A 19,015-nucleotide genomic window follows, 5' to 3' on the forward strand; every position below is an offset into this window, starting at 1 on the left:
ATAATCGATTTGTTCCCAGCTTAACTCTTCATCCCCATCATCTATCCAATTGCCAATAAGCCTGCCTTCTTCTCTTGTGAGAACGTGCTCTATCTCTGTTGTGCGTCCAAAGGAAAACAAAGTGCCCCCAGCTGTTAAGCGAACACCGCTTTCATACTCCAACATGCTGTCATCAAGGCGTGACATATTGCATTCAACAGCTTGCACATCATAACCATAGGTCCCACGGCGAAAATCAGAGCGCAAACTTTTGGAAAGGTCAGTAATCGCTTCAATGGCTTCAAGGCTTTTGCGTTCAGGCAACTGATCAAAATCAAGTTGAAAGGAATTCCACCATATCCGCCCCGTCCATGCGGGTTGAAAGCGTGCTGTAATCTGGAGCCATTCAAGCCCCATCTCTATTGCAGCAAGGGAGCCACGAATATTTTGCCATGCAAGACCCTGATCAATTAAATCATAAAGATTAGAGAAATAAGGGTTTAATTCTTGTAAGCCATATTCGTCTATTAAAAAGGGCAACCAAGAAGGCGGACGCGTGATAAATTTCGCGCGGGGTATTTCTTCGAGTGCCGTTTTAACGTGAGGGTCAAGAGCCATTGCTTCTGCAAAACAGCGTTCAAACAAGCTCGAATTTGGTGGCAAAAGTGAGGAAAGCATCAATAAGCACGCCCCCGTTCAGACAAAACAATATCCCCTAGTGCGACGGCTTCATCAGGTGCGACCAAAATATCCTCACAAGGGTGCGTTATGTTCACATGGTGAACGCCCTCAACCATCAAGCGGCTTAGTATCCAACTTAAAGACAAATCACGCCCAAGCCTTTGCGCACGCGCCCATTCTGTTCTTAAATTCTGCTCCGCTCTTTCCAAAACAAAGGAGCCTTCATCCGGTAACAACCAAAGATCAGCAGAAACATTGATCATCCGCTGTACCGCGCTTTTCACAAAGATGTGGTCATTGGTCATTTTAACATGGGGGGCATCAAGGGCTGCTTGTACCTTGGCAATTAAAGCCTCATCAGCCACCCCTGAAGGGGCGTCACTGAAAAGCGCAACATGAATAAGCGGACTTTTAGCCACACGATAAACAAAAGCATCTTTGACATGGATATCGCTTGAGAGGGCAAAATATTGAGTGCGTGGCGCTGTGCCACCTGTGGAATGTCCTTGTCTATTCAAACGAATGCGGCGGCGAAACCGCTCATCATCTTCATCCAAAAGGCGTGTGACCCCATGAAAATCCCCCAAATGATCTAAACTTGTTCCACGGGCAAATGCCAGTAAATTATCTCGCGCCACTTCATTAATTCGCTGGCGCAAGAGCAACTCTTCATAAGCGGCCGCTTGTAATTGAATGACAACCGGATCATAAGCCGTTTTTTCCACATTATAAGGAATATGATGCGCCGCAAAAAGCTCAGTCAAACGCGTGATCTTTTGCTCTAAAATGGCTTCAACAGAAAGCTCTTCAATAATTTGTGGCAAAGGGAGTTGTGGAGGGGGAACTTGTGGCCAAGGAATTTGTAGAATGGGTAAAGGTTCAAACTCAGTCATCACCAACCTCTAAATTGATGCTCATTGACTCTTTGTGTGACCAATCCCCCAAATGCCCATTGGGATAAAAAACACCCGTTAAAACAAAATGGAATGTGCCTTCACGCGTTGCTTTTGTCAGATCAATCCTCTGCAACGAAAACCCAGGCTCTCCACACTCTGGATCATCCAAAGCTTCAACAATTGCTTGATAAAGCTGCATCATCGTCGCAGGATCAGCATTGGCATCTTGGAATGCTCCAACATCACATCCATAATGACGACGCAAAACCCGTGTCCCAATCCTTGTTGTCAGACATTTACGGAGTGACTGTTGGCAATGGTCCCAACCATATAAGAGAGAGCCGTCCTTTTCGCTCATCCCACACCGCATGCTTTAAGCCCCTTTGCTTGTCTTTGTGTTAGAAACAGTTGGGGGCGCAGAAACAACAGGGGCTGTTTTTTCAGCGATCTGACCAAGCAGCAACGGATATTTAGCCGCTTCCTCACTTAAACAAATTTCCTCACCTTTGCCCGGTGAACGCTTGCCTGCAACAAAATCGGCATTGGTTAAAATAACATAAGTGTTCTCACGCATGATAAACTCCTTCATCTCAAAGAGGACTAGAGGTTGTGGAGGGACCCATTTTGACCCCACCGTGTTTGTGGCTTGCGCCAACAGATTTTTGATTGTGCTGTAAATCTTCTGCTTGAATGTGCACACTGCCCGTTAATTCAACACGGGTTGATTGATGAGAAAGCACCAAACCTTTTTCACTCAAATGGATTTGGTTTTCCCCATGGGAGAGAATGAGCTCATCTTTTGTCATCCGCAAAGCACCACCGGCATAACAGAGCGCCAACTCTTGGAAAGAGCGTGCGGGATTAGGCGCATCCTCACTATAGCTATCGCGCACCACCAGAGAGGCAGAACCAATTTCGCCATGGGGGTTTAACAACCGCACCGGATCACCAACATGGAGGGGCATATTGCTTGAGAGAGTGCCAGAAGCTTCTTGCGCTTGTAGCCAAGGCGATAAAACCGCTTGTCCATTGGAACCCTGTTCGGAAAGTTTTACCCGCACCCTATGTCCATCAACTTGCACAACCCGCCCAATCATGTGCTGGTTGGCAAGACAGCGTTCAAGCGCATCAAGACGCTTCATTATTTGCCGCAAGGTGTCACTCAAAAGATGCGCATCATTCATGCCAACACCTCATTGTCCCATGAAATCAAACCACTTTTGAGTTGTCCTTCATCACAAAAAATATCCTGTCCCAACTGATGCAAATCTTGGTGCCATTCCACCACGCTTATCGATACACCACGCTGCTTAATCGCCGCAGAGATAATCGGTTCAATTTGCACCTCACGCGGGGAACTCAAATGCGTTAGCCCCCACAATTGCCCGCTATGACAAAGCACCGCAATGGCTTCTGCTAAAAGCCAACTGGAAACATCACGCTCTTTGCCCGTGGTAATAATAAAAGCCCCTAAATGAAGATCAGCACTCATGTGCCCACTTGCTACAGGACTCAAACGGCTTTCTAACACTGCAACACGCACAGCTGGAGCCACCAGCATCTGTGTTTCAAGTTCTTCTAAGTTAAAACGTCCAAATTGACAGCCGCAATCACGCACATCTGGAAAAGCGCCTTTAAGACTTCTTATCACCGCTTCACGAAACTGATTAATGCGCCCAGCATTTTTAATCGTTTGACTCATGCAAAGACCCTTTCCAGCCAGTCTTCTGTCGCTTTGACAATTTCCACTTTATTGTGCTCTGAAAGCCCCAAATAAGGGCGTGCGGGCATGGTCACTTGATGCACACAAACAAAGCGGTGTGCCTTGCCGCTTTTAAGAAAAAAGCGCAGTGTCTTGCCATTTTTCGGGCGAATAACCCCACCCAATTGGTGAATCCGCGCATAAACCAACCCAGAGCCCACAATCACCTGTTCTGGTGAAGCCTTCATATCAATGGAGCGTGAAAGCGCCCCACTGGCATAAAGAATGGAGGTGCGAGCATGATTGTTTTTCCACTTCTCTCCTTGGGCAGACATTTTTTCGCTTTGAATCCGCCGCCTTGTGCTCTCTTGGATAAGACGCCCAACCCCTTGTGCCAAAGTTCCCATCGAGCGATCAGCTCCCTTTTGCAAAAAGGATAAAGCCGCTTCAAGCCCTGTCTCTTTAATCTCAATATGGGTTGAAACAGACATGTTACCTTCCCATCAAACGCGGTTTGGCATGGAAAAAAGCCCCATCACGCACGGGACCATCTTCGCTCATAATTTTAGGTTCATCGACCCCTAAACCCGCTTTGCCTTCCGCAATGCGTTTCAAGAGTTCAACCGCCTGTTTGTAACGATCTTCAATAGTCGTGGTCAGTGCCGTATGGCGTATGGCTAAATTATAAACAGCAATATTAACACAGATCATACCCAAAGCCGCCGGCTGTCCAGCAATGGGGACGCAGTAGCGATGAGACAAATGCACATCAATCTCACCACTTGCCTGTTCGAGCGCGCGGGCAATGGCTTGCTCTGAAAAAACTGGATCAGAACTCTCATCCATCCCGCACAAATCATCCAAGAAGTCATCACCCCAGAGCTCTTCAATCAATGTTTTGCTTGCATAAGCCATGTTTAAAAGTTTCCCTTAGACAACTTCTTGCAACAAAACGCCGGCATCTTTTGCAGCGACCAATTCACACACGCGTTCCCCCACACGCACCCGTTTACCGCCTGATAAGCCGATATCTGGATCATTGATCACTCCAGACAAACGTTCACCCAACTGGGCACTAAAGCCCCAACTGATGACCGATCCATCTGCCTGTTGTTTGGTGGGGTCAATATAAAGCAGTGCAATCTTATTGCCCCAAACGCGTGCCAATTGTGCCGAACGCCCTTTGCGTGCCAAATTCACTTGCGATTCACCAATGAGTAACCGATCGGGGTGTATTTCCATCAGATCAGCAAATTGCGCCTTGGTGACAAAACCATCAGCAGTGCCACCCCCTTTAACGGCTTTAATGATTTTGGGATGACGTTTGAGTTTTGACCAAACAACTTTACCCATCACAATGGTGTTGGGCGTATAGACGAGACTTTTATCCATCGCTTCATCTAAAGTGGCATAAGGGTCAGATTTTTCATAGTCACTGAATTTATTCTCACCTTTGAGAGTTATCACGCGCTCTGATGCGTAATTTTCACTTCTTTGCACAAGGGCTGCAACACGCACTTCACGCCCCAATTCTAGCAAATTGGCAAGTCCCTCTACAGCTGTCTTTTCGGGGTTATAACGAGAGCGTCGCTCCGCCTGTGCGCGTGCCGCTGCTTCAATATCTGAATTGGGGATAAGATCATCAAGTCCGTAATCTTTGACACTGGCTTCCCGTTCAAAGGCAGAAAATTCCACCACATTCGGGCGCCCTTTTCGCCCAACCTCAAGTTCAGGCACGGTAAAATTTTCCGCTAAAGGAAATTCACTATATTTAAACACCTCACTTAAAACACAAACGCGTGGCAAAACTTTATCGCCAATAAGAGAACCTGCTGGATTGCGATAACCAATAGCAATAGCGGTGAGTGTTGGATCAATGGGAAAAGGTCTGTTCATTTTAAGCCTCGATTAATTAATTTTAAAAGGAATAACATCACCAGCAGAGCCATCACTCATGGCAATACCAATGGTGCGATCTGCGGCTTCCGCTTTAATGGCGTGTCCTTTGGGGTCAGAAGTCAAAAAATCACCAAAGGAAACATTGCCTCCACAAACCACTTCGCTCCAACCACATTGGCCAACATCAATCATCTCACCAGCCTTTGCTTCACAAGACCCAGCAGTCCCTAATAATTTATCACCCTTACCAGAAGCCGTTGCCACCGAACCATCGGTGCGCGCCGCAACAATGCAATAAGGTGAGATCACATCTCCAGCGCGAAAAGATTTAATCAAAATCATCGTACTCATGATTGGCACTCCTTTTGTTCGCAAATATAATCAACCGCTTGACTAATGGTGATGTCGAAGCCTTTTTTCTTCTGCTCTTCCTGATAATGGCGTGCCGCAAGGGCAACCTCTTCTGGAGCAAGCTTTTGTTCTTGCACCAAAGCACACGCCTCTAAAGGGCTTGTTGAGGCAAGCGCCGGCAACTTCTCGATCAAACTTTTAAAATGCTCCATCCCCCCTTCAAGGCTACAGAGCGCACGATATTCCTCGCGGGCAGCCGGCAAAATCTTACCATCTTCAATTGTCTTGTCTAAAAGACTCTCAATGGCACTGTTTTTTTGCTCTTCTTGCAAAAGCGCTAAATCTTCTCGCGCTTTTGTTAATTGGGCATTTAATTCCACGCGTTCCTTTTCGCGCGCTTTAAGCGTTGCTAAAACCTCATCCGCTTTAGCATCTTCTGCCAGCGATAGTGCACTGGCAATGGCTGTCAAATCCATCATTTTCTCCGTCAAAGTTATAGGGGAAGGCTGTTCACGGCTTAAAGCCGTCATGACAAGGGCTGGACGATTGACCAGTCCAGCACCGGCTAAATTCAAAATTTCACCTTTCTTGGAATGGCGAAACTCAGGCGAAAGATAGCGATATTCTCGGGCAATAATTTTTTTGGTAGCCATATCGGTCCATTTAACACGCCCCCAAATCGCACCATCCCGCTCTGCTAATTCTTCAATCCAACCACTGGCAGGTGCTTCTAAACCATTTCTCGCACGGTGATGTTGCCCATGCTCATAATCAATCACAAGCGGTCCTTTATTGGCTGCAAAGGCTTTTAAAATAGTTTGCGGGTGATAATGCCATTGTCGTCCATCACGTGCCTTCACATGGGGCGCTTTGGGCAACAACTCTACCCATTCAGGCGCTTGGCTAACGGTGGCGTCTTCACATGAAATGTCTTGGCATAAAACGTCTGGACAGAGATCTATTAACGCAGCATGAAATGTCCCATCATAAAATGTCTGGGCATCCCCATCTTTTTGATCTTCGTGAAATTCCTGTTCCATACATTGCCTATTGCTTTACAATTGTCATTGGCAATACAATGCATGAAACTTACTCCCACTATAAGTCTGACACTGTCAGTCAAAAGAGCATTTCTCAAAAAAGCACTCTTTTCCCTATTGTTCTCCTTGTGAGAGAAACCCCCGTGCCAAACCATCCCATAAAATCGTTTTCAAAGGCACTTCAAAGGCGATAGAGCGCCGTTGTGAAGTGAGAGGTACAAATATCACTCCACACAACAAAGCCTCTCTCAAGCCGTTTTTTTAAAGATTGCTTTTAAACTTTTAAACTGTTAGATTACCCACGAGGCGTGAGCCAGTTATACCAGGACGGTTTTACCGGATCTGCGAGGAGTTGACCGCCCTCCACGCCTTCTCATTTTCCTCGCCTCTTTTCCGTTAAGAACACAAGACTTTCTTCCTGTTGTTTTCTTTACAACAACCTCTCGCCCTTTTTTTCAGCCGCATCCAATAAGCGTCCAATTTCTCTAGAGCTTTTTTTATGCATGGAAGTCAACCACCATTCTTGTTTGCTTGCCACAAATTTAACCGCTAAGCGCCACCATACCTCATCATTTTCACCCAAAAACACAACGCTCGGTACACCTTTTCGCCTGATGATGCCATGGGGGCGGATGAGTGTTTGAATGGCGCCACGAAAATCATCCAAGCGAAGATCACGCGCTTGATGCTCTAACAAAATATGTTTCACACTGTCTGAAGATAAGCGAATAAGAGAACCGTCCGCTGCAAAAACATCACCCACCTTATTTATCATCGGAGCAATGGGAATAAACCCGCGAGGCATACGTCCTTCAAACATGGCTTCCAAAAGTGGTGAACCCACAATATCTTCAATGGCAATGCGTTTTCGATTGTCCCCCATCACAGAGACTTTATCACTCAAAAAATTGCTTAAGTTTTGCGCGCGATGTTTCCCAGGATTAGAATGCCAACCAGGATCAATCCCCTTTGGTATCTTCTCAACTTTCCCCGTCCGTTTATTGCGCCAAACCTGCTTTTCAACAGGAAGTGGCTCTGCCCCCTCTTCATATCCTAAATTGTCTGCTTCATAACGGCTTACCTGCCGTACACTGCATTTACACCGCCAACCATTGGGTGGATAAAGCCAATCCCAAACCGGATCATCAACAGGTGCCGTAAACCCCACCCAACTTTCATGTTCTAAACGCTTATGTTCTGAACTCGACAAAGCATAGGTGAGATAGGGCAAAAATTCTTTATTATTTTGTGTGCGCTCCCACTCGCCTGCTGCATGTGCACTCATGGTATTAGCCCAATAGACCGTCTCTAAGCGTCGCGGGCTGCCCAATTGCACCACGCTCTTTTCACCAGTTTTGGGGTCAATGCTGGCCTTTTTACCCCACCAACCCTTTTCCTGTAAAATCGGCATCAAATTTTTTTGAAATTCTTGAAAAGGAACTTGATGTTTTATAGCCTCTCCAACCGCTTGTTTAAAATCTTCTAAAATGTCATAGCCTAGCGATTTTGCCACCGTAAAGGAAAAGGCATGTTCTTCTGGTGCTATATCACGCCAATCAAAGCTTGGAACAAGAGCCTTGGCTTCAAAATAACGGGTGACCTCTTTAGGGGCGGTTTTAAAAAGTTCCTCATCCATGATACCCAAGCCCACGTGCAATCATTTGCACCTTTGCCAAGCGCGCTGCTAATGCATGATGATCCATCTCACCCAATAATTCATCTAAGCCTTTAAGGATATCCTCATAACTTTTTGCTTCTCTCACAAGCTTTTTAAAAGGCTCTAAAAGGGGTTCTAAGTCCTCTTCCCAGTCGCTTAAAGCTTCTTGTGAAAGCCGGTCCAATTCGTCGTGATGTTTCCCACCCTGCTCTTTTCCACCCTTGTCCTCTCTTGTCACAGAAACATCAAAAACACCTCCACAATCAGCACAAACATGAGCTTTTTGTCTTGCCTCACCATCCTCTTGTCCCCTCTCATCATCAAGCGAATTATCAGGAGCCTTTAAAACATCCTCTTCCTTTTTTGGTTGCGAAAAGCCAATCTTATTGCGCACTTCTTGCGCCCCAACACGCAAACCCAAGGGCACAAGTTTTTCCAAAGCGTCACTGATGGCTTTAATATCTTCATTTTCCGAAATCGGCCAATAGACAAGGGGATAGCGCTCTTGGCGCCCAAAATTAATCTCAACAAAGGGCACAATCAAATCACGATTAGCTGTCAAGGCTAATTGGCGTGCATCAGCTCTTGCAATATCATGGCGTACATTTTCATGAATGCGTGCTTGCGAAAAGGACGAACCATCATCCGTCGTCATCGTTTGTCCCAACACACCCTTTGAGATCTGCCGATCTAAATATTCAGCTTTCGCAGCAAAAACCGCATTGCCACTGCCTCCTGCTGCCTCAATAAACTCAATCTCCATTTCTTTGGGAATAATTGCTGCCGCATCACTGGATAAATCACGTACAGCTTGAATGAGAACCCGCCGTTCCTCATGAGAAGAGCTCGCCCCATATTTGCCCACACGCAAAGGCATGCCATAAACTTCTAAAAATGCCATCCAATCTTTTAAGGTATAAGACTTAAACAAAAAAGCCCAAGCTGCAAGGCGTGCAAGCCCCGTGCGGATAGGTAAACCACTTTTTAACTTTGGGCGATGAATGGAAAATTTATAAGCAGGCAACTCAATACCATAGTGAGAGCCCTCTTCTTTTAAACGCAAATGAAAACCATCCCGTCGATCCAATTGAAAAAACCGCTGGTCACGCCATTTCCAAGCAACCGGCCACCATTCCTTGGCACTCTTGTCCCACAAAGTTTCAACAACCGCATAGCCTTTTCCCAAAGCATCTAACAAATCCGTCACATAATCATCAACAAAGGTAGGCGCACTAATCACTTCCCGCACCGCATCCGCAATCTTTTTGTCCTGTGCACTGTTGCTTGCGGCAATCACTCCAGGCTCCACCCCTGTGAGAGCATTTTTACGCATGCCAAGCACAGCACGATAATGCAAATCACGCTCTTCCATATCATCGGCAAGTTGGAAAAACTGCTCTGGATGACCCCCTGCTGCCTGTTGTAAAATATCAGCAAGTTGCGCAGGGGTGAGACCACTGACAATGGTTTGTGACCACACATCACGAACACCGCCAACGGTAGGGCTTGCGACTTCTCTCTCCAACCCTTTGATATTAAGCGCCCTGCCCCACTGATCTAAAAGTTTTACCATCTCATCATCCCATCAATAAATCTTTGATCGCATTGTTGAAAAAAAAGGCGTTGAAAAGAGCGAGCTTTCATCAAAACGATAAGCCTCTCTCACAGGTGTATAATCATAAATTTCAGGCGTTTGGCGGCTGGCAAAATAAGCCAAAGCGCAAGCAATCGCGCTATCACCATGGCGCATAAAACCATCACTGCCTTTAAAACGATGATTGTCTGGAATTTTCACAATGCCATTGACATAAGCAAGCGCTTGATGATCCGCAACAATGTCACTATCGCGCGGCAAAACAATGGACCCATCCCCAAAAGCTTCCAAATAAGCCGGCATTTCTTTGCCATACCAACTTTGCGACAATTGCACTTCCCTCACACAAGCCCCATAACGCTGCGCTGCTTTTTCCGCTAAATAAGCCCCATTGCCCCGTGCATCCAAAGCGCCCCCCAACAAACGCGGCAAGCCATTCACCCCATAAAATAAAATCTCTCTTTGTTGATCAAACGGCGTATTGCGCAATTCCACCATAAACCGGACACGGCGCACCAGATCTTGTCCCACCTCCATCACCACAATGGAGGTGGCATCACCAGACCTAGCAAAATCAACGCCAAAAACATGTTGGCGCCGCCGGTCAAGCCCAGCATGAAGAGGTTTTACATGCTTCTCACACCAAGCAAAAGCAGCAACACTTCGTTGATGTTCCGATTGATTTTTAAAATCATCCACACAAGCAAAACGCAACACCGCAATATCTGGCGCACAACAATTTTCAATCTGCAAACGTGTTAAAGCCGCCCCTTCTTGATCGGCTGGTATGGCATCTAATTCTTGGCGCATAGCAGCCAAACGCACCCCATAAGAAGCACGAATTTGCTCTTCCCATTGTTGCTCAGATGCTAAACTCCACACCTCCCCCTTCATGGCACAAACCCGTTTAAACAAGCCATTTTTAACAGCAACACCAAAGGGGTAACAATGCACCGAAAAAGGCACCTTACCTGCTTTCGCCTCACGGATCAATTCATTGAAAGGATTGAGCACACCATTATGGGTGGAGATCACACGGATTTTTCCTCCCCAAATCAACAAAGCATTGACCGCATCCAAAACAGAGCGCACATCTTGATGAAACGCCGCCTCGTCAATCACTACAATGCCTTGTAACCCACGGATATTTTCAGGGCGGCTAGAAAGCGCCTCAACCCGAAACCCCGAAGCAAAACGCACCCGATAAGCAGAGATATATTTCGTTGAACCATCCGCCCTTTGATCAGAGAATAAAAATTCCTCCACATCCCCACTATTACGAGTGATTGCCCTCGCAAAATTGCTCACATAACCAATAAATTCACGTCCCTTGTCTCTGGTGTCTCCAATATAAAAAACATTATCGCCACCAGCTTCACGCGTTGCTGCCGCAATAAGGGTATCATCCAAAGCTTCCGCAAAAGTAATGCCGGTCCGCCGCCCCTTTTCAACCAATTTTAATGGGGACTTATCTTCAATCCATGCGCATTGATGCGCCATCAAAACACCTTCCTCCAAAGGATCTTGCTCTTGAGGAAAAGTACTCGCCTGCCAAATATCAAAACCACTCTGATGATCAAAGACATGACTTTTTGAAAAGGGCTGTTCAGCCATTTTTAACCCCCAACACTTGCGCACGTATAGCCCGCGCTGTTTCTTCTGAGAGCCCCGCCGCTGCTGCTGCCACATCAACCGCTTTACTTGCTTTAGTGGTAAAATCTTTCTCTAATCTTTGCCGTCTGGTGGTCGACAAATGTTCAGCCGCCAAAACCCCTTTGAGCGCATTGGCTAATTCTTGTGCTGCTTTTGGCGAAAGGTTTTTCCCACTGCTCAACGTTGAAAAAATCAACTCCTTAATCGCTGCCGCCGTCAAAAGAGTGATATTATCAGAAGCTTTGGCATCAAAACGCTTGGAAAGGCTTGCGGCAATTTCTCTTGTCTGTTCTAGGCGCCGTGACATCACGGCTAGCCGCAAAGAATAACGATTAAAACTCGAAAAAGAGGGAATAGAAAAGCTGAGACCCGTTTCCTTTCGTAAAGCCTTCAAAGCTGCTTTAAACTCACCATAAATAGCCATTTGTGTCTTCTCACGCCCATTTAAAGCCTCAGCAGCTGCAGCAATAATCTGATCACAAGCTTGCGGCAATAAATCAATCGCCGTTAAACGTCCACGCCCGACCTTGCGCATCCTTCACCTCGTATTTTATTGATGAACGTTTAGGCCGCTTAATCCCCTCAATGGAAAAGCTTCGGTCTAAATGACGTGCTCCCCGTTCTGTTAATGCCGCAAGAAAAACCGAACCCACACATTTTAACGTAACAGCACCTTGATCTTCCATCCATGCCAGTTCATTATGCACAAAGTCGCGATCGCGCCTGATGCCATAACTGTATAAAAGCCGCTCAATCATCGCACTCGATAAAGTTTCACTGCGCTCACAAGCAAGCCCTTTTAAAATAATCAACCGCGCTTCTTCACGGATGATTTTATCCATATCTGCTTTCATTTCTTGGCATTCTCCAACAAAAACTCTTGCAAGCGCTCACCAATGGCTGCCACCGGTTGTAATTGTGCAGAAAGTGTATTGAGACGACCATTCAATTTCTCCATATTCACTTCCAATCTTTGCATCGCATCACGATCAGGCAAAAAGTCCATCTCTGTTTCTAACTTTTGCACACGCTCTTTAAGCGCCGTGATATCTTTCAGCATTTCCCGCGCACCGGAAGAAAAATAGGCTCTCAAAACCCCACAAATCGCAATAACCGATAACAATAAAGACAACCAGCCATTGGCAACACTGATATCCAAATTCATTTGATCACCCCCGCCCTCTTGCCTAAAACCGCTTGAACCGCAGCAGCACGGCGCTGTTCACAAATCAATAAAGCAGCACGATCACGCCCCCAATAATGCACCACTTCGCGCGCATTCAAAGCACGCTCTGGCAATAAAGCTGGACGGGAACACGCCATGCGAACAACAGGCGGCAATTCAACCGATAAAAACTGATAAGAAAGGCTATTCACGGGCTTGGTTGTTGAGCAAGCGCACACGCTCAAGCCCAATACCACAGCCAGTAGTTGGCAATACTGCATTGACCTCCTCCATTTTCACAAGCTTTTGTTCCAAAGCCGAAATCACCCCTTGTGCTCGATGCTCAGCTTCAAACGCTGCTTGTCTTTGTCGCTCTTGTACAAGCAGCGCACGTGCTGAAGCCTTGGCAATCTCCAAGCGCCAATACAAATCACGCGCCTTTTCCGCCTTTAAAATTTGCGCTTTCATAAAGCCAAAAGCCGCCAACATCACACTGACCAAAAAAAGCAGACCAAAAGACAGTTTTGAAAGTGGGCTAAACATTGCGCTTATCCCCCCACCCCGTTATCTCCACCCCATCATAGGAGCTGCTATGCCGCTTATGGGAATGTTTCCTATTAGAAAAATCTAACGAACCAAAGCCACGATGCACCCCCAAATTGCCAACAATAATCGCCACCATCGAAGGAATAGAAATGCTCGCCATATCAACAATATACGGAGCCCCCCACAAACCACCAGAAACGAGCAAAAAAATAACCCCCCAAGCAAACCAAAAAGACCACCATAAATAGAGCCTAGAACCACGATAAGAGGGCTTCATGCTTTCACCTCGCATGACAGCTCCAAAAGCTTTTTAGCGCGGTTTAAATAGGTCAAACGTTGCACAAGTCCATTCTTACCCCCATTGATCGCCTTGGTAATCCTGAGATAATCATCTTGATCAGCCAGCCTATTTAAGCTTTTCGCTTGCCAAAACCAAACAGCAGACCAAAGAGCAGCTGGAAACTGTTCCAGCACTTGCGGAAAAGCCTCACAATCAACCGCTTGTTCATCGACTAAGCGCCAAAACTTCGTAAAACGACGATAATTATTGCGTCCCGTTAATTGGATCAAACCACGCCCCTTAAAGCGCACACCATCCCCAGGGTTGACATTGCCTAAATCTTTGCGTCCCTCATAAGCACGCCCAGAGGCATATTCACAAACGGTAAAAAAACCATCACTCTCATGGGCACATTGGCTTAAAAAATGCGCAACACGCAAACGTGTCGTGATCGCCCCATAAGATAAAGCTTTAGGCAACACGCGTGCCATTTCAACAATAATAAAATCTTGGCGCGCATGATGCGCCAGTTTAGGCGCAAGGCGATGAAGAAAAGAAGCATCTATTGAAACCATAACAAACCACTCAATGAATAAAAATCCATTCGCAGTTTATCGGATTTCAAACCCCCAATATAAGCCTGACACTGTCAGTCAAAACTCTCAATACTCATAAAACTCTGGAAATAATAAACCTTGTGGCTCTTGCAAAGAAATTTTCTTCTTCAAGCGATAGGCTGTACGCACATGCATACCAGAAACAGCAGCTGCAGCATCAACCGACCAGCCTTTTTGCAACGCTTGCACCATTTTTTGCCGCCGTTCAGCATCTCTGCCAAGGGGGATAAGAAGGCGCACACCCGAACCATTAAAACAAAAATGGTTGATGAGTTGCTCGGCTTCTTCAAAGCCAACAATTTCAATCAACCAATCCGCATTTTCAAGACGCCCGGGTATATAAACTTCTCGTCCACCAAAAGCCCGCATCATATTCCATGCTGCTTCACTGCCCGCAACATCAGCTATTTCACGCAATAAGGCAGGAAAATCGCTATAGATTTCCTCTTGCATACATGCTTACCCCTCGCTTTTAACACTTTTACGGATTTTCCGCCCCCAAACATTCATAACTTCTCTAAAGTCGCCCCCACTCATCTCACCCAAAGCTTTACCACTTAACGCCATAACACTTTGATGAAAAGATTCCACATCAAACACAGCATCGGGATTTAAACGCTTCCATTGGGCACACAAAATGGAAATGCTTGGTTTCTTCCTCCATGAATCTTCGCGGTTTTTCCCTTTCCAGTCAACCCCACCCTCACGCTGCAACCAACCTTTCAACGCCTCAATAGCTCTGCATGCATCATCGCTATCGCGTAAAAAGCGAATATGATCAATCCCTGTCTGTCTTTTCACAAAGGCAAGCAACGCCTTATCTGAACGATCACGAATAATGCCAAGATTCCACCCAGCAATCCAGAGCGCCTGTAACTTCTTGGCATATTTTCCCTCTAAACGCTTCCCATTCGGCTTAAAACCAAACGCTTTCATTTCAGCGATAACCAAGTGCTTTTCTGAAAAATTCAAATCTTTCGCCGATTGCTTGCCTGTTAAGCGATAGAGCAGTGCGCGATAGGTCTCATCATCAAGACCTAACGCGCGTTTTCCCATATGAAGGACAGCTAAAGACATCTCACCCCCTCACGTCTTCGCCAGATCAATGGTCACAGCATGCCAAGCGCTTTCTAATGTTTCGCGCTCATAAAAACGCACATATTCCTTAGATGTCGTCACACGGATCGCTTCACGAATGGCACGCATCGCCTCTTTCCAGCGTGGATCATCAATATCCAAACGCAACAGCATAAAGATCTCCCCTCGATTCACCTTGCCTTCTTTATCCGTATTAAAAGCACGCGTAATAATTGCACGGATTTCAGGGCGCGCATCCGCAGACCATTCATTCAAACATTCATCAAGAAGGCTTTTGGCAATTTGCAATTGCGGTCCAAAATCAACACTTTCCTGTACCTGCACCTTAATGCGTTGCAAACCATCAAAGCTTGTGTAAGTACAATTGCCCTTTTTGCCACGCCGCTCCACACCATATTCTTGCGCAAGCAAGCTATCAAAATCACTCAAATCCGCAATCGTATGGTTGTTAAAACGTGCAATCCTTGCCGATAACTCTTTCGCAAAACCCATAATTTTGCGCACCGTTTCATCTTCTAACAAATCCGCAGGACGGATCAGGCTTACCGGCACCAAAGCCCCTTTCGCATCCTTCATATAACGCGTACCTTCAAGTTCAATTTGTGGATTCATCACCAATCTCCTCCTTATGTTTTTTGAAACCGACGAAATGGCACAACATCCCCTGAAGAAGGCGCACATCCCGCTTTCAATTGCCAACGACACCGCATAAGCTCATGACCTAAAATGTGGTTATAGCCTGCCAAACGACGCAAATACTCATTCAATTCTCGAACATCTTGTCCATGCATAAAAATGCCATTCACCTCATACTGTAAAAAGGCAGAGCGCAAAGCAATCAAGCTATCTCTCACCATATAAGGGTCCCGTTCCATCATTTGCTTCCTCCAAAATCCATATAAATCACACGATTGCTCTCATCCGCATCAGAGCCTTCACACTCAGCCAAAACTTCTGCAACTTCAGCTTCCAAAACCGCATCCGCCTCCCCCAAACGGTGAACACTCAACTCCAATTCAAGCAATAACGCCAAATCAACACACAATTTAAGCTGTTCTCCAATATCAAAACCGCATTGATAATCGTCATAAAGACCAACAAGCGTATCGGATAATTCTTTGTCGCATAAAGAGATCATGCCAATTCCTCCACGTCACGGTTTTTCCATGCCGCTTTGACATGTTTCAAAGTCACCTCACACCCATCTCCAAGCGCTGCCATGCGTGCCAACATCATGGTTTTGTCAATTTGCCGCAAAGCTCCAGCTTTCAAACCAATTCCCGTCAAAAACTTTATCGCACCAACATCTTCAATCCCCCAATCATGAATGCGCGCTGTAATATCCTCACTATAGGGCTTGCGCCGTTTCAAATGCATCGCCAATCGGCTTTTAATTTGCGCATAAGAGGGACCATTTTGACGATGAACCAACCGCCCCGAGATCTCATCATTGCCTACCAAAGCCAACCCCGTACCATTGATATCAACAAAGTGGCGCAACTGATTAATCGCCTCATCCGTTAAATTTTGCGCCTCATCAACAATCAGCAATGTTCCGCCACCAACACGCTCTAATTTCTTACCAATCGCACGCGTTAAGCGGGTGGGATTATATTCCACCACTTCCAATTCTGCTGCCATATCATTCAAAATACCGTGAACACTGCGCGTATGTGGGCTGGCTGTCACCAGATAAACATGCGGGCGGGTAGAGCGGTAATGGCGGCAGGTTTCGGTCTTACCACTGCCCGCATCAAGCGTAATCATCACCATATCCCCCGTGCTTTGTGCCAGTGTTAAAGTATCAATGATCTCACTGGCAATTCGATTCCTCTGAAAGGCTGGTTTTTCAGGGATCTTCTCCAAAAACCCCGCCGTTTCCTTTAAAACCTCAACCCATTGTTGAACCTTCGCATTTTGCTTACCCAATTGCCCCGCATAACTGCCTGCATACCATTGCGAAAACGTCCCATCCGGCATCCCTATGCGCCGCGCCACCTCTGCTTTCGACCAATCATTCATTTGCCCCAAAGCTCTGACTGAATCCACAAGTTCATTCCATAAAGCAATGTCATCACTGTTGCGATTTTGTGCTGTCCCATTAGGCTGGATTTTAGGTCGCGCCCAAGGATTTTTATCGACCGTTGCATTTATCGCGTTTTTCATGTATATTCCCCTTTCGTATTGATTTTAGACTACTGATAAGGGGAAGGGCTCCCACCCGCCCCTTTCTTTTGTCTTTAGAATGAACATTTAAAGCCGTACGCGATACTAAAACGGCTAACCTTGCAAATCCCCTCTCTTTCTCACACATCAGGGAACTTGCTAACTCCAAGCATCTCACCCGATCAGGTAAAGATACCTAGAAACTTCATGTATTGATTAGACTTTGAAATGGATTAAGATTCCTCCCCCCTTTCTTTGTTAACGCTTCAAGCCCGCACATGGACCTCAACCGGTCCCCTTAAATCCCCCCCTCTCTCTTTTCCTAGTTCCTTATTCTATTGCTTGGGAAACTTGATCACTTCACGCCCCTCATCAGACGCTGAAAGCTTTCTCAAAGCTTTATGCAAGTGCGTACTAAATTCTTCCTCCCCCAAAGCCTCATCATCGTCTGCTGTCAAAGCTAAATTCCCCACATTGTTTGGCATCAAGCGGCTCACCTTTGGCTTTATCGCAAGCTTAGATTTGAACGCTTCATCCTTTTTCTCAAGGCGACCATAAACATCGGCCAAGTGATCAGGTGCAAGCTTTGCCGCTAGCTGTTTTTCTGCTTTAACTGCCTTCACATATTCTTTACGCAAACGCCCATTCAAGCGCGCTGCCTGCTGGTCATAAAAACCTACATCAGAAAGGCATGGTGCCAGACAAAGCAACCGATTGTTCAAATCATAAACCCGTAAATCTTGATGCAAATTATCCGGATCAAAGCGTACAATCACCTTTTTCCCCGCATGCTCATTCAACGCCCGCGCCCAATAACGATTGCCATAAAAATGGATCTCGCCCGTACCCTTTTGCGCACGCAATGCCTCAGAAGTTAAAAGCCATAAAGCCCGTTGTGCTGCACTCGCTTGCCGAATAATCGTCCCCTCGGCTTGCAAGCTCTCAGTAAAGGTCTCATCAAAACTGCGCCCCGCACAATTAACCGCCTTGCGCCCCGCTTGCGCATTATGTGCACAAATCTGCGCACCAACATGGGCTTTAAACGCTTCAAATCCTATCGCGCGCTTGCCATAATCTTCAGGCTTGGCATCCGGTTTATTGCCCGTATAAGCCCCTGCACAAAAGGGATGTTTGGAAATCGCTTCTGCCAGATCACGCCATGCCCGCTCAATCGGTTTAGACTGTCCGCTATAAGGGGTGGTCCATTGCAATTGCACACCCAAACTCGTCAAAAGCCCTTGCGGATCATCCGGCTTAATCTTAAAGCGAAAGCGGTTTTGCACACCTCCAGAAATCCACTTGCTGGTAAAGGCACGCCCATTATCCAAGGTCATGCGCTCCGGTATTCCATAAGCTTCCACCATATCCCCAATCACCAAACGCACAATTTCCCAAGTCTCAGCATCCGACAGGCGCCACGATAAAATCTTGCCCGAATAAAGATCTTGTATCGCTATCAGATAAAGCCGCACAGGCTTTTCTGTCCAAGGAACATTCACAAAAACATCCAGCTTATGCCCGTCCATATTCACCGCTTGCAGAGCATGCAAGCTCGAGCGATCACGCCGTTGGACTGGATAAAGCTTTTTTGCCTTTTCTTCTCCCTCACGCGCTAAAACCACAACCGCTTTGGAAATTTGCGCCTTAAAACGACGCCGCAAAGCCCGCTCAGAAGGAATGGGCGCCCAACC

29 protein-coding genes are annotated in these 19,015 nt (G+C 46.4%); all 29 read right to left on the reverse strand.

The window, feature by feature from the left end; translation table 11 throughout:
* Nucleotides 1–657, reverse strand: a 657-nt coding sequence (locus ACFILT_RS08995; RefSeq protein ID WP_375679931.1) for a phage tail protein, incomplete at its 3' end; no start/stop codon positions are given.
* Nucleotides 657–1,553 (reverse strand): baseplate J/gp47 family protein, encoded by an 897-nt coding sequence (locus ACFILT_RS09000; protein WP_375679932.1) that lies wholly within the window; start codon nt 1,551–1,553, stop codon nt 657–659. The genes ACFILT_RS08995 and ACFILT_RS09000, both read right to left, overlap by 1 nt.
* Complete coding sequence (locus ACFILT_RS09005) at nt 1,546–1,926, reverse strand: GPW/gp25 family protein (protein ID WP_375679933.1); 381 nt, start codon at nt 1,924–1,926, stop codon at nt 1,546–1,548. Before ACFILT_RS09005 ends, ACFILT_RS09000 begins: the two co-directional genes overlap by 8 nt.
* A 3-nt stretch (nt 1,927–1,929) precedes the next feature.
* Complete coding sequence (locus ACFILT_RS09010; RefSeq protein WP_375679934.1) at nt 1,930–2,130, reverse strand: hypothetical protein; 201 nt, start codon at nt 2,128–2,130, stop codon at nt 1,930–1,932.
* Between the two features lie 16 nt (nt 2,131–2,146).
* On the reverse strand, nt 2,147–2,740 hold the full coding sequence (locus tag ACFILT_RS09015) for a baseplate assembly protein (RefSeq protein ID WP_375679936.1): 594 nt from the start codon (nt 2,738–2,740) through the stop codon (nt 2,147–2,149).
* Entirely contained in the window at nt 2,737–3,258 is a 522-nt protein-coding gene (locus tag ACFILT_RS09020) for a hypothetical protein (RefSeq protein WP_375679937.1), read from the reverse strand. Before ACFILT_RS09020 ends, ACFILT_RS09015 begins: the two co-directional genes overlap by 4 nt.
* Nucleotides 3,255–3,749 (reverse strand): phage virion morphogenesis protein, encoded by a 495-nt coding sequence (locus ACFILT_RS09025; protein WP_375679938.1) that lies wholly within the window; start codon nt 3,747–3,749, stop codon nt 3,255–3,257. Before ACFILT_RS09025 ends, ACFILT_RS09020 begins: the two co-directional genes overlap by 4 nt.
* A gap of 1 nt (nt 3,750) precedes the next feature.
* A complete protein-coding gene (locus ACFILT_RS09030) occupies nt 3,751–4,173 on the reverse strand; it encodes a gp436 family protein (protein WP_375679939.1) in 423 nt (140 codons plus the stop codon).
* A gap of 15 nt (nt 4,174–4,188) precedes the next feature.
* Nucleotides 4,189–5,154, reverse strand: a complete 966-nt coding sequence (locus ACFILT_RS09035) for a capsid protein (RefSeq protein WP_375679940.1) — start codon at nt 5,152–5,154, stop codon at nt 4,189–4,191.
* A 12-nt stretch (nt 5,155–5,166) separates the two neighbouring features.
* A complete protein-coding gene (locus tag ACFILT_RS09040; RefSeq protein ID WP_375679941.1) occupies nt 5,167–5,508 on the reverse strand; it encodes a hypothetical protein in 342 nt (113 codons plus the stop codon).
* Nucleotides 5,505–6,548, reverse strand: a complete 1,044-nt coding sequence (locus tag ACFILT_RS09045; RefSeq protein ID WP_375679942.1) for a phage protease — start codon at nt 6,546–6,548, stop codon at nt 5,505–5,507. The genes ACFILT_RS09040 and ACFILT_RS09045 overlap by 4 nt, the downstream gene beginning before the upstream one ends.
* A gap of 114 nt (nt 6,549–6,662) precedes the next feature.
* On the reverse strand, nt 6,663–6,785 hold the full coding sequence (locus tag ACFILT_RS09050; RefSeq protein WP_375679943.1) for a hypothetical protein: 123 nt from the start codon (nt 6,783–6,785) through the stop codon (nt 6,663–6,665).
* A gap of 193 nt (nt 6,786–6,978) precedes the next feature.
* The gene (locus ACFILT_RS09055) at nt 6,979–8,184 is read right to left on the reverse strand and encodes a phage minor head protein (protein ID WP_375679959.1); all 1,206 of its coding nucleotides are present in this window, start codon (nt 8,182–8,184) and stop codon (nt 6,979–6,981) included.
* Nucleotides 8,177–9,778: a DUF935 domain-containing protein gene (locus ACFILT_RS09060; protein ID WP_375679944.1), complete on the reverse strand. Its 1,602-nt coding sequence runs from the start codon at nt 9,776–9,778 to the stop codon at nt 8,177–8,179. The genes ACFILT_RS09055 and ACFILT_RS09060 overlap by 8 nt, the downstream gene beginning before the upstream one ends.
* A gap of 12 nt (nt 9,779–9,790) precedes the next feature.
* Nucleotides 9,791–11,413: a hypothetical protein gene (locus ACFILT_RS09065; RefSeq protein ID WP_375679945.1), complete on the reverse strand. Its 1,623-nt coding sequence runs from the start codon at nt 11,411–11,413 to the stop codon at nt 9,791–9,793.
* Nucleotides 11,406–11,987 carry a phage protein Gp27 family protein gene (locus tag ACFILT_RS09070; protein ID WP_375679946.1) on the reverse strand — a complete coding sequence of 194 codons (582 nt, stop codon included), beginning with the start codon at nt 11,985–11,987 and terminating at the stop codon, nt 11,406–11,408. The genes ACFILT_RS09065 and ACFILT_RS09070 overlap by 8 nt, the downstream gene beginning before the upstream one ends.
* Nucleotides 11,950–12,306 carry a hypothetical protein gene (locus tag ACFILT_RS09075; RefSeq protein ID WP_375607967.1) on the reverse strand — a complete coding sequence of 119 codons (357 nt, stop codon included), beginning with the start codon at nt 12,304–12,306 and terminating at the stop codon, nt 11,950–11,952. Before ACFILT_RS09075 ends, ACFILT_RS09070 begins: the two co-directional genes overlap by 38 nt.
* Nucleotides 12,303–12,617 carry a DUF2730 family protein gene (locus tag ACFILT_RS09080; protein ID WP_375679948.1) on the reverse strand — a complete coding sequence of 105 codons (315 nt, stop codon included), beginning with the start codon at nt 12,615–12,617 and terminating at the stop codon, nt 12,303–12,305. The genes ACFILT_RS09075 and ACFILT_RS09080 overlap by 4 nt, the downstream gene beginning before the upstream one ends.
* Nucleotides 12,614–12,829, reverse strand: a complete 216-nt coding sequence (locus tag ACFILT_RS09085; RefSeq protein ID WP_375679949.1) for a hypothetical protein — start codon at nt 12,827–12,829, stop codon at nt 12,614–12,616. The genes ACFILT_RS09080 and ACFILT_RS09085 overlap by 4 nt, the downstream gene beginning before the upstream one ends.
* Complete coding sequence (locus ACFILT_RS09090; protein ID WP_375679950.1) at nt 12,822–13,160, reverse strand: hypothetical protein; 339 nt, start codon at nt 13,158–13,160, stop codon at nt 12,822–12,824. Before ACFILT_RS09090 ends, ACFILT_RS09085 begins: the two co-directional genes overlap by 8 nt.
* A complete protein-coding gene (locus tag ACFILT_RS09095) occupies nt 13,153–13,440 on the reverse strand; it encodes a hypothetical protein (RefSeq protein ID WP_375679951.1) in 288 nt (95 codons plus the stop codon). Before ACFILT_RS09095 ends, ACFILT_RS09090 begins: the two co-directional genes overlap by 8 nt.
* The gene (locus ACFILT_RS09100; protein ID WP_375679952.1) at nt 13,437–14,018 is read right to left on the reverse strand and encodes a glycoside hydrolase family 19 protein; all 582 of its coding nucleotides are present in this window, start codon (nt 14,016–14,018) and stop codon (nt 13,437–13,439) included. The genes ACFILT_RS09095 and ACFILT_RS09100 overlap by 4 nt, the downstream gene beginning before the upstream one ends.
* An 87-nt stretch (nt 14,019–14,105) precedes the next feature.
* Nucleotides 14,106–14,513 carry a helix-turn-helix domain-containing protein gene (locus ACFILT_RS09105; RefSeq protein WP_375679953.1) on the reverse strand — a complete coding sequence of 136 codons (408 nt, stop codon included), beginning with the start codon at nt 14,511–14,513 and terminating at the stop codon, nt 14,106–14,108.
* A gap of 6 nt (nt 14,514–14,519) precedes the next feature.
* On the reverse strand, nt 14,520–15,137 hold the full coding sequence (locus ACFILT_RS09110) for a regulatory protein GemA (RefSeq protein ID WP_375679954.1): 618 nt from the start codon (nt 15,135–15,137) through the stop codon (nt 14,520–14,522).
* Nucleotides 15,138–15,146: 9 nt separating this feature from the next.
* Nucleotides 15,147–15,770: a DUF3164 family protein gene (locus ACFILT_RS09115; RefSeq protein ID WP_375679960.1), complete on the reverse strand. Its 624-nt coding sequence runs from the start codon at nt 15,768–15,770 to the stop codon at nt 15,147–15,149.
* A gap of 14 nt (nt 15,771–15,784) precedes the next feature.
* Nucleotides 15,785–16,036, reverse strand: a complete 252-nt coding sequence (locus ACFILT_RS09120) for a hypothetical protein (RefSeq protein WP_375679955.1) — start codon at nt 16,034–16,036, stop codon at nt 15,785–15,787.
* On the reverse strand, nt 16,033–16,296 hold the full coding sequence (locus tag ACFILT_RS09125; RefSeq protein WP_375660954.1) for a hypothetical protein: 264 nt from the start codon (nt 16,294–16,296) through the stop codon (nt 16,033–16,035). The genes ACFILT_RS09120 and ACFILT_RS09125 overlap by 4 nt, the downstream gene beginning before the upstream one ends.
* Complete coding sequence (locus ACFILT_RS09130) at nt 16,293–17,324, reverse strand: AAA family ATPase (RefSeq protein ID WP_375679956.1); 1,032 nt, start codon at nt 17,322–17,324, stop codon at nt 16,293–16,295. Before ACFILT_RS09130 ends, ACFILT_RS09125 begins: the two co-directional genes overlap by 4 nt.
* A 335-nt stretch (nt 17,325–17,659) precedes the next feature.
* Nucleotides 17,660–19,015: transposase domain-containing protein (locus ACFILT_RS09135; protein ID WP_375679958.1), on the reverse strand; the 1,356-nt coding region annotated here is incomplete at its 5' end.

The organism is Bartonella sp. AP7XZML (genome assembly GCF_042195745.1).
Taxonomy (GTDB): domain Bacteria; phylum Pseudomonadota; class Alphaproteobacteria; order Rhizobiales; family Rhizobiaceae; genus Bartonella.

What these genes read in the sequence shown, in the direction of transcription:
- ACFILT_RS09105 (WP_375679953.1), bottom strand. Translation starts at nt 14,513, where the DNA reads ATGCAAGAGGAAATCTATAGCGATTTTCCTGCCTTATTGCGTGAAATA.
- ACFILT_RS09045 (WP_375679942.1), bottom strand. Translation starts at nt 6,548, where the DNA reads ATGGAACAGGAATTTCACGAAGATCAAAAAGATGGGGATGCCCAGACA.
- ACFILT_RS09125 (WP_375660954.1), bottom strand. Translation starts at nt 16,296, where the DNA reads ATGATCTCTTTATGCGACAAAGAATTATCCGATACGCTTGTTGGTCTT.
- ACFILT_RS09010 (WP_375679934.1), bottom strand. Translation starts at nt 2,130, where the DNA reads ATGCGTGAGAACACTTATGTTATTTTAACCAATGCCGATTTTGTTGCA.
- ACFILT_RS09065 (WP_375679945.1), bottom strand. Translation starts at nt 11,413, where the DNA reads ATGGCTGAACAGCCCTTTTCAAAAAGTCATGTCTTTGATCATCAGAGT.
- ACFILT_RS09080 (WP_375679948.1), bottom strand. Translation starts at nt 12,617, where the DNA reads ATGAATTTGGATATCAGTGTTGCCAATGGCTGGTTGTCTTTATTGTTA.
- ACFILT_RS09055 (WP_375679959.1), bottom strand. Translation starts at nt 8,184, where the DNA reads ATGGATGAGGAACTTTTTAAAACCGCCCCTAAAGAGGTCACCCGTTAT.
- ACFILT_RS09075 (WP_375607967.1), bottom strand. Translation starts at nt 12,306, where the DNA reads ATGAAAGCAGATATGGATAAAATCATCCGTGAAGAAGCGCGGTTGATT.
- ACFILT_RS09005 (WP_375679933.1), bottom strand. Translation starts at nt 1,926, where the DNA reads ATGCGGTGTGGGATGAGCGAAAAGGACGGCTCTCTCTTATATGGTTGG.
- ACFILT_RS09110 (WP_375679954.1), bottom strand. Translation starts at nt 15,137, where the DNA reads ATGTCTTTAGCTGTCCTTCATATGGGAAAACGCGCGTTAGGTCTTGAT.
- ACFILT_RS09090 (WP_375679950.1), bottom strand. Translation starts at nt 13,160, where the DNA reads ATGTTTAGCCCACTTTCAAAACTGTCTTTTGGTCTGCTTTTTTTGGTC.
- ACFILT_RS09095 (WP_375679951.1), bottom strand. Translation starts at nt 13,440, where the DNA reads ATGAAGCCCTCTTATCGTGGTTCTAGGCTCTATTTATGGTGGTCTTTT.
- ACFILT_RS09115 (WP_375679960.1), bottom strand. Translation starts at nt 15,770, where the DNA reads ATGAATCCACAAATTGAACTTGAAGGTACGCGTTATATGAAGGATGCG.
- ACFILT_RS09025 (WP_375679938.1), bottom strand. Translation starts at nt 3,749, where the DNA reads ATGTCTGTTTCAACCCATATTGAGATTAAAGAGACAGGGCTTGAAGCG.
- ACFILT_RS09015 (WP_375679936.1), bottom strand. Translation starts at nt 2,740, where the DNA reads ATGAATGATGCGCATCTTTTGAGTGACACCTTGCGGCAAATAATGAAG.
- ACFILT_RS09030 (WP_375679939.1), bottom strand. Translation starts at nt 4,173, where the DNA reads ATGGCTTATGCAAGCAAAACATTGATTGAAGAGCTCTGGGGTGATGAC.
- ACFILT_RS09040 (WP_375679941.1), bottom strand. Translation starts at nt 5,508, where the DNA reads ATGAGTACGATGATTTTGATTAAATCTTTTCGCGCTGGAGATGTGATC.
- ACFILT_RS09070 (WP_375679946.1), bottom strand. Translation starts at nt 11,987, where the DNA reads ATGCGCAAGGTCGGGCGTGGACGTTTAACGGCGATTGATTTATTGCCG.
- ACFILT_RS09060 (WP_375679944.1), bottom strand. Translation starts at nt 9,778, where the DNA reads ATGGTAAAACTTTTAGATCAGTGGGGCAGGGCGCTTAATATCAAAGGG.
- ACFILT_RS09100 (WP_375679952.1), bottom strand. Translation starts at nt 14,018, where the DNA reads ATGGTTTCAATAGATGCTTCTTTTCTTCATCGCCTTGCGCCTAAACTG.
- ACFILT_RS09120 (WP_375679955.1), bottom strand. Translation starts at nt 16,036, where the DNA reads ATGATGGAACGGGACCCTTATATGGTGAGAGATAGCTTGATTGCTTTG.
- ACFILT_RS09035 (WP_375679940.1), bottom strand. Translation starts at nt 5,154, where the DNA reads ATGAACAGACCTTTTCCCATTGATCCAACACTCACCGCTATTGCTATT.
- ACFILT_RS09020 (WP_375679937.1), bottom strand. Translation starts at nt 3,258, where the DNA reads ATGAGTCAAACGATTAAAAATGCTGGGCGCATTAATCAGTTTCGTGAA.
- ACFILT_RS09130 (WP_375679956.1), bottom strand. Translation starts at nt 17,324, where the DNA reads ATGAAAAACGCGATAAATGCAACGGTCGATAAAAATCCTTGGGCGCGA.
- ACFILT_RS09000 (WP_375679932.1), bottom strand. Translation starts at nt 1,553, where the DNA reads ATGACTGAGTTTGAACCTTTACCCATTCTACAAATTCCTTGGCCACAA.